The sequence below is a fragment of the Allostella sp. genome, assembly GCF_041913585.1.
Classification (GTDB): Bacteria; Pseudomonadota; Alphaproteobacteria; order ATCC43930; family Allostellaceae; genus Allostella.
Window position 1 is genome coordinate 1 of the sequence record NZ_JAYSFE010000026.1, and the last position, 8,083, is coordinate 8,083.

9 protein-coding genes are annotated in these 8,083 nt (G+C 73.0%); 6 read left to right on the top strand and 3 right to left on the bottom strand.

Going from position 1 to position 8,083, the window contains the following annotated elements; all coding sequences use genetic code 11:
* Positions 1-1,030: molecular chaperone HtpG (gene htpG / locus ACE3Q3_RS07150; RefSeq protein WP_374443970.1), on the bottom strand; the 1,030-nt coding region annotated here is incomplete at its 3' end.
* A gap of 132 nt (positions 1,031-1,162) precedes the next feature.
* On the opposite strand from htpG, the gene ACE3Q3_RS07155 reads away from it, so the two are divergent.
* The 4 genes from ACE3Q3_RS07155 (at position 1,163) to fdxA (ending at position 5,212) form a co-directional block, all read left to right on the top strand.
* Positions 1,163-3,640, top strand: coding sequence for a helicase-related protein (locus ACE3Q3_RS07155; RefSeq protein WP_374443972.1), 2,478 nt, complete (start codon positions 1,163-1,165; stop codon positions 3,638-3,640).
* On the top strand, positions 3,637-3,933 hold the full coding sequence (locus ACE3Q3_RS07160; RefSeq protein WP_374443974.1) for an RNA-binding S4 domain-containing protein: 297 nt from the start codon (positions 3,637-3,639) through the stop codon (positions 3,931-3,933). Before ACE3Q3_RS07155 ends, ACE3Q3_RS07160 begins: the two co-directional genes overlap by 4 nt.
* A 22-nt stretch (positions 3,934-3,955) precedes the next feature.
* Positions 3,956-4,720: an SDR family oxidoreductase gene (locus tag ACE3Q3_RS07165; protein WP_374443976.1), complete on the top strand. Its 765-nt coding sequence runs from the start codon at positions 3,956-3,958 to the stop codon at positions 4,718-4,720.
* Positions 4,721-4,876: 156 nt separating this feature from the next.
* A complete protein-coding gene (gene fdxA, locus ACE3Q3_RS07170; protein ID WP_374443978.1) occupies positions 4,877-5,212 on the top strand; it encodes a ferredoxin FdxA in 336 nt (111 codons plus the stop codon).
* On the opposite strand, the gene ACE3Q3_RS07175 is transcribed toward fdxA, so the two are convergent.
* Positions 5,187-5,996, bottom strand: coding sequence for a hypothetical protein (locus tag ACE3Q3_RS07175; protein ID WP_374443980.1), 810 nt, complete (start codon positions 5,994-5,996; stop codon positions 5,187-5,189). The two genes, fdxA and ACE3Q3_RS07175, sit on opposite strands and share 26 nt — an antisense overlap.
* On the opposite strand from ACE3Q3_RS07175, the gene ACE3Q3_RS07180 reads away from it, so the two are divergent.
* A complete protein-coding gene (locus ACE3Q3_RS07180) occupies positions 5,986-6,684 on the top strand; it encodes a CarD family transcriptional regulator (RefSeq protein ID WP_374443982.1) in 699 nt (232 codons plus the stop codon). The genes ACE3Q3_RS07175 and ACE3Q3_RS07180 overlap by 11 nt on opposite strands.
* Positions 6,685-6,754: 70 nt before the next feature.
* Positions 6,755-7,558, top strand: a complete 804-nt coding sequence (locus ACE3Q3_RS07185) for a hypothetical protein (protein ID WP_374443985.1) — start codon at positions 6,755-6,757, stop codon at positions 7,556-7,558.
* A gap of 24 nt (positions 7,559-7,582) precedes the next feature.
* On the opposite strand, the gene ACE3Q3_RS07190 is transcribed toward ACE3Q3_RS07185, so the two are convergent.
* Entirely contained in the window at positions 7,583-7,897 is a 315-nt protein-coding gene (locus ACE3Q3_RS07190; RefSeq protein ID WP_374443987.1) for a hypothetical protein, read from the bottom strand.
* Between the last annotated feature and the right edge of the window lie 186 nt (positions 7,898-8,083).

Below are 8,083 nucleotides of genomic sequence, written 5' to 3' on the forward strand. Positions count from 1 at the left end.
CCTGGCGGATGCGCCGCAGCACCGGGTTCGTCTGCAGCATCTCGCGGCTGACGTTGAGCGGCAGGTCCTCGCTGTCGACGACGCCGCGCACGAAGCGCAGCCAGGACGGCAGCAGCTCGCGGCACGAATCGGTGACGAAGACGCGCCGGACATAGAGCTTGAGCTGGACTTGGCGATCCGGGTGGAAGAGGTCGAACGGCCGGGTCGAGGGGATGAACAGCAGGCTGGAATATTCCAGCAGCCCCTCGGCCCGGTTGTGCAGGGTCAGCCAGGGGTCGTCGAACGAGCGGCCGACATGGTGGTAGAACTCCTTGTACTGCTCCTCGGTCACCTCGCTCTTCGGCCGGGTCCACAGGGCCGAGGCGGCGTTGATCTGCTCGTCCTTGCCGCCTTCGACCAGTCGGATCGGCAGCGCGATGTGGTCGGAATGGGTGCGCACGATGTCCCGGATGCGGTGGGGCTCCAGGTACTCCGTCGCGTCCTCCTTGAGGTGCAGGGTGATGACGGTGCCCCGGGCCGGGGCACCGTCCGCCTCGGCCACGGTGAAGCTGCCCTTGCCGTCGGACGACCAGGACCAGCCGGCCTCCGAGCCGGCCTTGCGCGACACCACCTCGACCCGGTCGGCGACCATGAAGGCGGAATAGAAGCCGACGCCGAACTGCCCGATCAGGCTGGTGCCGGACGCCTTGCCCTCGGCCACCTGCTGCTCGACCTGCGACAGGAACTGGGCGGTGCCCGAGCGCGCGATGGTGCCGAGGTTCTCGACCAGCTCATCGCGGGTCATGCCGATCCCGGTATCGGCGACGGTGAGGGTCCGCCGCGCCTTGTCGGGCGTGATCGTCACCGCATAGGGGGTGTCGCCGGCGAGCGACGGATCGGTCAGCGCCAGGTAGCGCAGCTTGTCGCAGGCGTCGGATGCGTTCGACACCAGTTCGCGCAGGAAGACGTCGCGGTTGGAGTAGAGGGAGTGGGCGACGATCTCCAGCAGACGGCTGACCTCCGCCTGGAAAGAAAGCTGTTCCGCGCTCATCCGACCTCGTCCCGTGCGCTGCCTCGGGGGAACCCGGGCCGCGATATGGGCCGGGACGGCGGACGGCGCAAGCCCGTTCTGCCGTGTCGCACCCCTTGTCAGGGCGCCCGCGACGGGCGACCTTAACGCGGTATGGGTGCCCTCGCGCATTCCCGCGTCGTCGCCGTCCTCGGACCGACCAACACGGGCAAGACGCATCTCGCGATCGAGCGGATGCTGGGCCACGCCACCGGCATGATCGGCTTCCCGCTGCGCCTCCTGGCGCGCGAGAACTACGACCGCATCGTCCGGCTGCGCGGGCGCGGCGCCGTGGCGCTGGTGACCGGCGAGGAGAAGATCGTCCCGCCCAACCCGCGCTACTTCGTCTGCACGGTCGAATCGATGCCGCTCGACCGGCCGGTCGAGTTCCTGGCGATCGACGAGATCCAGCTCGCCGCCGATCCCGAGCGCGGCCACGTCTTCACCGCCCGCCTGCTCCATGCCCGCGGCATCTCGGAGACGATGCTGCTCGGCTCCGACACCATGCGGGCCCTGGTCCGCCGCCTCGTGCCGGAGGCCGAGTTCGTCGAGCGGCCGCGCTTCTCCACGCTTTCCTATGTCGGCGAGCGCAAGGTGACGCGGCTGCCGCCGCGCTCGGCGGTCGTCGCCTTCTCCGTCTCGGACGTCTTCGAGATCGCCGAACTGGTACGCCGCCAGCGCGGCGGCACCGCGGTCGTGCTCGGCGCCCTCAGCCCGCGTGCCCGCAACGCCCAGGTCGGCATGTACCAGGCGGGCGAGGTCGACTACCTGGTGGCGACCGACGCCATCGGCATGGGCCTCAACATGGATGTCGACCATGTCGCCTTCGCCCGGCTCGCCAAGTTCGACGGCAAGGCGCCGCGGCGCCTGAGCGCGGCCGAGATCGGCCAGATCGCCGGCCGTGCCGGCCGCCACATGAGCGACGGCACCTTCGGTACCACGGCCGATCTCGGGCCGATGGAGCCCGAGGTCGTGGAGGCGGTCGAAAACCATCGCTTCGACCCGGTGACGGGGGTCTTCTGGCGCAATTCGCGGCTCGACCTGCGCTCGCTCGACCGGCTCGTCGCCAGCCTCGACCAGCGGCCGCCGTCGGCGCTGCTGGTCCGCGCGCGCGAGGCCGACGACGAGCGGGCACTGGCGGCGCTCCGCCGCATCCCGGACCTGGCGCAGCGGGCGCGGACGCCCGACGGGGTCCGCCGCCTGTGGGAGGTCTGCCAGGTGCCGGACTTCCGCAAGACCATGAGCGACGCGCACACGCGCCTTCTCGCCCAGATCTTCCGCCACCTCTCCTCCGGGCCCGGCCGCCTGCCCGAGGACTGGGTCGCCGGGCACCTCGCCCGGATGGACCGCGGCGACGGCGACATCGACACCCTGGTCGCACGCATCGCCCATGTCCGCACCTGGACCTACATCGCCCATCGCGGCGACTGGATCCGCGACCCCGCGCACTGGCAGGACCGGGCGCGCGCGATCGAGGACAAGCTGTCGGACGCCCTGCACGACCGGCTGACCCAGCGCTTCGTCGACCGCCGCGCCGCGCTCCTGGTCAAGCGCCTGGCGGGCGACGAGGATCTCCTGGCGGCGGTGACCCGCGAGGGCACGGTGGTGGTCGAGGGCCATCCGGTCGGCCGCGTCGACGGCTTCCGCTTCCGCCCCGATGCGCTGGGCGAGGAGGAAGCCCGGCCGCTCCTCGCCGCCGCGCGCCGGGTGCTGCCGGCCGACGTCGCCGCCCGGGTCCGCCGCTGCGCCGCCGATGCCGACGACCGGTTCCGCCTCGAACGCGACGGCACCATCGCCTGGGAGGGGGCCGGGATCGGCCGCCTCGCGCCAGGCCCGTCCTTCCTGTCGCCGACGGTCGCGGTCGACGACAGCGAGTTCCTGACGCCGCCACTCCGCGAGGCGCTGCGGCGGCGGCTCGCCGCCCGCGTCGAGGCGGAGGTCGCGGCGACTCTGGCGCCCCTGCTGCGCCTCGCCCGGCTGCCGCTGGAGGGGCCCGGCCGCGGCCTCGCCTTCCAGCTCGCCGAGGCCCAGGGCTGCCTCGCGCGCGCCGGGGCGGAGCCGCAGATCGCCGCCCTGTCGCCGGCCGACCGCGCGGTCCTGACGCGGGCCGGCGTCCGCTTCGGCGCGGAATGGATCTACCTGGCGCCGCTGCTGCGTCCGGCCGCGGTCGAACTGCGGGCCCTGCTCTGGGGTGCGGCGGCCGGCCTGCCGCCGCCGTCGGCGCCCCATCCGGGGCGCCTCGGCGTGCCGCGTGCGGAGGGCGTCCCGGCCGAATTCTACCGCGCCAAACGCGATCCCCAGCTGGGGCCGCGGGCGCTCCCCGTCGACCGGCTGGAGGCGCTGGCGGCGGCCGCGCGCCGGCTCGCCCGCCGCGGCCCCTTCGCCGCCACGCCCGAACTGGCCAGCCTCGCCGACGCGCGGCTCGCCGACCTCACCGGGATGCTGGCGGCCCTCGGCTGGCGGGCGGTCGTCGAGGGCGAGACCACGACCTTCGTCGCCGCCCCGCGGCGCCGTCCCGCGCCGCCGGCGCCGCCGCGTCCGGCGCTGGGCGACCGCTTCGCCGCGCTGGACGCGCTGCGGGGCCGCGGATGAGCGAGGCCGACGCGGCCGGACGGCTCGACCGCTGGCTCTTCTTCACCCGTCTCTGCAAGAGCCGGTCGCTCGCCCAGCGCCTGTGCGAGGACGGGCTGGTGGCGGTCGACGGCAGTCCGGCCCTGCGGCCGTCGCGGACCATCCGGCCCGGCATGGAGATTGCCGTGACCTTTGGCCGCACCGTGCGGCGGGTGCGGGTGGTCGCACTGGGTGAGCGCCGCGGACCGGCGTCGGAGGCCGCGACCCTGTACGAGGATCTGGGCCGGGCGCCGGCGCCGGACGACTGGGGCTGACGGAGAGAGAGGGGAGCGCATCATGGGCACGCTGGATGGCAAGGTCGCCTGGATCACGGGCGCCGGATCGGGAATCGGGCTCGCCGGGGCGCGGGAACTGGCGGCGGCGGGGGCGACCGTCGTCCTCTCCGGGCGGCGCGACGCGCCGCTGGCCGAGGCGGCGGCGGCGATCACGGCCGCCGGCGGCCGGGCCGAGACCGCGGCGCTCGACGTCACCTCGGCCGAGGCGGTGGCAAAGACCGCGGCCGGCATCCTCGAGCGCCACGGCCGGGTGGACATCCTGGTCAACAACGCCGGCAGCAACGCGCCCAGGCGCTACTGGAAGAACATGACCCCGGCCGACTGGGACTTCGTGGTCGGCGTCAACCTGAACGGCCCGCTCTACTGCACCGCTGCCGTCCTGCCGGCGATGCGGGGGCAGCGCGACGGGCTGGTCATCAACATTTCCTCCTGGGCCGGCAAGTTCGACACGCTGCTGACCGGCCCCGCCTACAACGCGACCAAGCACGGCCTCGTGTCGATGACCATGTCGCTCAACATCGAGGAATGCGTGAACGGCATCCGCGGCACCGTCATCTGCCCGGGCGAGGTGGCGACGCCGATCATGGCGAAGCGGCCGGTGCCGCCCAGCGCCGAGGAGATGGCGCGGATGCTGCGGCCCGAGGATCTCGGCCGCACCATCCGCTTCGTCGCCGAGATGCCGGCCCATGCCTGCGTCCACGAGATCCTGATGGCGCCGACCTGGAACCGCATGTGGCTCGGCGGCGAGGACCTGCCGAAGCGGTGAGCGGTTCGTCGCAGGCGGGGGCCGGACCCTAGGAAAACTATCGGAAAACCCTGATCTTGGCGGGGTTGAGCGCATCCGGGGCGGCGTGATAGGCAACCGCCCCGGGACGCACCCCCTGCCTTTCGCGCCCCGAGCATTCCGGGAGAGCACCGCACCATGACCTACGTCGTCACCGAAGCCTGCATCCGGTGCAAGTACATGGACTGCGTCGAGGTGTGCCCGGTCGACTGCTTCTACGAGGGCGAGAACATGCTCGTCATCCATCCCGACGAGTGCATCGACTGCGGGGTGTGCGAGCCGGAATGTCCGGCCGAGGCGATCCTTCCCGACAGTGACGGCGCGGCCGAGAAGTGGCTCCAGCTCAATCGAGACTATTCGGCGCAGTGGCCGAACATCACCCGCAAGGGCGAGGCACCGGCAGACGCCGATTCCTTCAAGGGCGTACCCGAGAAGTTCGCACGCTTCTTCAGCGACAAGCCGGGCGAACGCTGAGCGAGAGTCGAGGGGTTCGGATTCGCCCCTGTATTTCGTGACGGTTTTCTGATATTGTCCCTTCGGGTTCTGGGGCGGTCATTGCGCCGTGCCGGACCGTCTGCGTAGCACGGGCAACCTCGCTACCGGAGGATGCAAGGGGTTCGGCGGCGTCCTGACAGGCCGTCCGCACGGCCCCTTTCGTGTCCCCGGAAGAGGGAACGCGCGCCGCGTCGACCGGTCGCAGGCGGCGCGTCGGCCGCCCGGTCTTTGTCAGGTCCGAAGGCAAGATGAAGAAGTCCGCCCAGCAGGTCGAGAAGGCGGGGGCCGAAAAGGGCGCGCCCGCGAAGTCCGGGCCGAAGGCCCGGGCACCGGCGGCGCCGAGGCAGGTCGCGGCGAAGGCGCCGGCACCGACGGTCGCCGCGAAGCCGCGGGCGTCGAAGGCCGCCGCCAAGCCACGAGCGCCGGAGCCGGCGGCCAAGCCGGCCGTCGCCGCGGCCGGCGAGAAGTTGCGCGGGACCAAGGGCGGCCGTCCGTCCGCCGCCGCCCCGGCCGTCGCGGCGAAGCCCGCCCCGGCCGCCCAGCCAAGGAAGGTGCAGCAGTCTCCAGCGATGGCGAAGTCCAAGACAGCGGCGCCAGTTGCCGCCAAGCCCGCGGCCGGCCCCAGCGTGCCGGCGGGCGGCAAGGCCAAGCGACCGGCACCGGCGAAATCGAACTCGGCGCGAACCGAGACCACGAAACCCGTAGCGGAAACGAAGAGCGGAATGGCGGCGAAAGCGGAAGCGAAGACGAAGGTGGCGGCCAAGCCGGCCGCGGGCGAGAGCAAGGTGGCGAAGGCCGCCGAGACGACCCGGCAGGTGGCGGCACCGCCGGCGCTGAAGGTGGTCGGCGGCGAAGCGGCGGTGGTCCAGCCGGCGCAGCCCAAGGCGATCACGCCGCCTCCCCTGCTGAAGCCGGCGCCGAAGCCGATGCCGCTGAAGATCGTCGAAGGCTCGGCCGAAGGCCCGGGCTTCGAGGTCGGCGACCATGTCGTCTATCCGACGCACGGGGTCGGCAAGATCACCGCGATCGAGACCCAGGAGATCGCGGGCCACATCCTCAAGGTCTTCGTCGTCCAGTTCGAGAAGGACCGGATGACGCTCCGCGTTCCGGTCGGCAAGGTGCGCGCTGCCGGCCTGCGCCGCCTCAGCACCCGCAAGGAGATGGACCTGGCGCTGGCCAAGCTCCGCGGCCGGTCGCGCGTCAAGCGCACCATGTGGAGCCGCCGCGCCCAGGAATACGAGGCGAAGATCAACTCGGGCGATCCGGCCTCGATCGCCGAGGTGGTGCGCGACCTGCACCGCAACGCCGGCCAGCCGGACCAGTCCTACAGCGAGCGCCAGATCTACCAGGCGGCGCTCGACCGGCTCGCCCGCGAGCTGGCCGCGGTCGAGCGGATCGACGAGGACCAGGCGACCCAGCGACTGGAGAAGATGCTGCAAGCTGCCGCTTGACGCCGGGGTGCCGCCCGCCTGACGTTGGCGCCCCTCGGACGGGAACCTGACGGCGGAGGACGGGCCACCCATGCGCGACGGATCGAGCATCGCCACCCTGCGGGCCAGCCGGCGCGTGTGGGCCGTGGGCGCGATCCACGGCGAGGCGGCACGGCTGGAGCGGTTGCACGACCTCGTCTGGCCGCGACTGGCGCCGGGCGACCGCATCGTCTATCTCGGCAACCATCTCGGACGCGGCCCGGCGGTGCGGCGCGCCGTCGACGAACTGATCCGCTTCCGGCGCGAGGTGATCGCGCGCCCGGGCTTCTTCGCCGCCGACGTCGTCCACCTGCGCGGCGCGCAGGAGGAGATGTGGCAGAAGCTGCTGCAGATCCAGTTCGCGCTCAACCCGCGCGAGGTGCTGGGCTGGATGCTGCGCCAAGGCGTGGCGGCGACCATCGCCGCCTATGGCAGCGAGGAGGAGCAGGGGCTCGCCGCGGCACGCGACGGGGTGCGCTCGCTGATGCGCTGGACGGCGGCGCTCAGAGCGCAGATCCAGGCGGCCGACGGCCATTCCGCCCTGTCGAGCAGCCTGAAGCACGCCGCCGTCACGGACGACGGCAACCTCCTCTTCGTCTCCGCCGACGTGGCGCCCGACCGGCCCCTCCATGCCCAGGGCGACGTACTCTGGTGGGGGACCGGCGCCGGCATCGATTCCCTCGACGATTCCTTCTCGGGCTGCCGGCTGGTGGTCGCCGGCTACGATCGCCGCGGCCGCGGCGTCCGCATCGGCAGCCACGCCGCGGTCCTCGACGCCGGGGCCGGGCAGGGCGGGCCGGTGGTCGCCGCCTGCTTCGAGACGACGGGCCGGCTGGTCGAGCGGATCGAGGCCTGACCGGGCGCGGCGGCACCCCGCCGATCAGCCCTCGATCGTCCGGCAGGTGGCGCGGATCGTGCGGCCGACCGCCGGTTCGCCGCGCTCCGGGTCGGTGCGGGTCTGGCGGTCGTAGCGGATGACCCAGACGCCGCGCTCGTCCTCGACGGCGGCGAAGCGGCCGCCCTTCAGCAGGTTCGGCATCGCCTTCTCGCCGTGGAGGGCGGCCAGCGCCTCGACGGCAGCCCGCGCCTGGGCCTGGCAGGCGGCGAGCGAGGGTTGCTCGGTCATGGTGGCGGGGAAGGTCGGGTCTCCCGTCGCGCCGAAGAGGGCGACGACCAGCAATGCCTTGAGGGCCATGGGCGATGGGCTCCGGATCGGGTCCGTCGGCCGCGTGGCGCGGCCAACGACCCACAGTCGTCCGAGGGCGGGCGAAGGTTCAAGCCTGCCGCCCGAAGCCTGCCCGACCCGAGCCTGTCCGACCCGGGCCCGCCCGTCAGGCGGTGGCCAGCCCCGGGCCGCCCGCCAGCGGCTTGCCGTCGCCGA